This window comes from bacterium (assembly GCA_024224155.1).
GTDB lineage: Bacteria > Acidobacteriota > Thermoanaerobaculia > Multivoradales > JAHEKO01 > CALZIK01.
This window is the reverse complement of record JAAENP010000111.1, coordinates 1-1,975: the sequence shown is the minus strand read 5'-3', so window position 1 is coordinate 1,975 and position 1,975 is coordinate 1. Positions and strand designations below refer to the sequence as shown.

Annotated in this window: 2 protein-coding genes; both read left to right on the top strand. The window is 62.9% G+C overall.

The genetic code is table 11. From position 1 onward, the window contains the following. The coding region (locus tag GY769_06245; GenBank protein MCP4201520.1) for a tyrosine-type recombinase/integrase at positions 1-762 on the top strand (762 nt) is incomplete at its 5' end. Then, positions 759-1,751: a site-specific integrase gene (locus tag GY769_06240; GenBank protein MCP4201519.1), complete on the top strand. Its 993-nt coding sequence runs from the start codon at positions 759-761 to the stop codon at positions 1,749-1,751. The genes GY769_06245 and GY769_06240, both read left to right, overlap by 4 nt. Positions 1,752-1,975: the final 224 nt, after the last annotated feature.

The following is a 1,975-nucleotide window of genomic DNA, read 5'->3' as shown; positions in this document are numbered from 1 at the left end:
CAGTCGGCTTGGTGGGCGCGGCGCCTGGGCATGGTGCGGCTCTTTGCCCGCTATCGGAGCGCTGTGGATCCCCGTACCGAAATCCCGCCACAAGGGCTGATCCCAGCCAGCTATCGCCGCAAGGCGCCCTACATCTACAACGACCGACAAGTCGAGCAACTCTTGCAGGCCGCAGGCCAACTGCCCTCGGCCACCGGTCTGCGCGCCGCCACCTACACGACCTTGGTCGGATTACTGGCGGTCACGGGCATGCGGATGGGCGAGGCCATCGATCTGGACCGCGAAGACGTCGATCTGGACGCGGACATCCTCCTCGTGCAGCGCACCAAGTTTGGCAAGTCTCGGCTCGTGCCGATCCATGCCTCCACACACCAGGCGCTGGCCGACTACCAGGCTTTACGCGACGAGATTTACCCACAGCTGAAGACCCCCAGCTGCTTGGTCTCCGAGCACGGCAGACGACTTGCCAAGACCACCGTCCGTGGCACCTTTGCTGAGCTCTCGCGCCAGATCGGACTGCGAGGACCCTGTGATCGCCGGGGGCCGCGCCTCCACGACTTTCGACATCGATTCGCGGTGCGGACACTCTTGAACTGGTATCGCACAGGCGTCGACGTCGAGCGGAATCTGCCCAAGCTCGCCACCTACCTCGGCCACACCCATGTCAGTCACACCTACTGGTATCTCAGCGCCGTACCTGAGCTCTTGCAATGGGCTAGCCTGCGGCGCGAGCAAGGTCACTACGGAGGCCCCCGGCCATGACCTCCAACTTCCCCGCCTTGCTCGAGAGATTCTTCACCGACCGTCTGATGCGCCAACGGGGGGCGAGTCCGAATACCATCGCCAGCTATCGCGACGCCTTTCGCCTGCTCCTGAGATTCGCTCAACAGTCCTTGAACAAGGCGCCTTCGGACCTCCAACTCGAGGATCTGGATGCCTCCTTCATGACCCGATTCCTGGATCATCTCGAAGAAGATCGTGGCAACTGTGCACGCACCCGCAACAACCGCTTGGCGGCGATTCACTCCTTCTATCGCTATGCCGCTCTGGAGGAACCTGGCCACAGTGCTCTGATCCAGCGCGTCTTGGCGATCCCCACCAAGCGTTTCCAACGCCGGGAGGTCGAGTTTCTCGCCCAAGAAGAAACCGAGGCTCTGCTCGACGCGCCGGATCTCGGCACTTGGACAGGCCGCCGCGACCGGGCGCTTCTGAGCCTCGCCGTCGACACCGGTCTGCGGGTCTCGGAACTGACCGCCCTGTGTTGTGAGGACGCCGCGCTCGGCTCTGGAGCTCACGTCCGCTGCGTCGGTAAGGGGCGAAAGGAGCGCTCGACACCCCTGAGCAAGCCGGTCGCGAGGATCCTCCGCCTGTGGCTCACGGAGCGCAACGGACGGCCGGAGGATCCTCTCTTCCCCAGTATCCGCGGCGGATCACTCAGCCGAGATGCCGTCGAGTACCTGCTCGCCAAACACGTCGCCGCCGCGAGCGAAAAATGCCCCTCTATGGCCAAGAAGCGGATCTCGCCTCATGTCCTGCGCCACAGCACTGCGATGAATCTGCTCCACCACGGGGTGGACCGCACAGTCATCGCCCTGTGGCTCGGCCACGAGCGTGTGGAGACGACGCAGGTCTACCTCCATGCCAATCTCAAGCTCAAGGAGAAGATTCTGGAGATGACCACTCCTCCCAATGTGCGGCCCGGCCGCTACCGGCCTAGCGACAGCCTGATACTGTTTCTAGAGAGCCTATGATTATGCCGAGAACTACTATGGGCTGATCCCAGCAAAACCCGTGAACCAGAGATCTGAGACGGGAGTACTCGGCATAATCCGGGACTCGGCATAACGCCTCTTATGCCGAGCTCGGCATAAGAGGCGAAGCCTCGCGCGCCCAACGACGCAGCTTCAAGCTGTTGCTGCGTGCAGGCGCAGACCGAGAGCGCGTGCCACTCTGAGGATTGTCGCGAAGCTCGGGT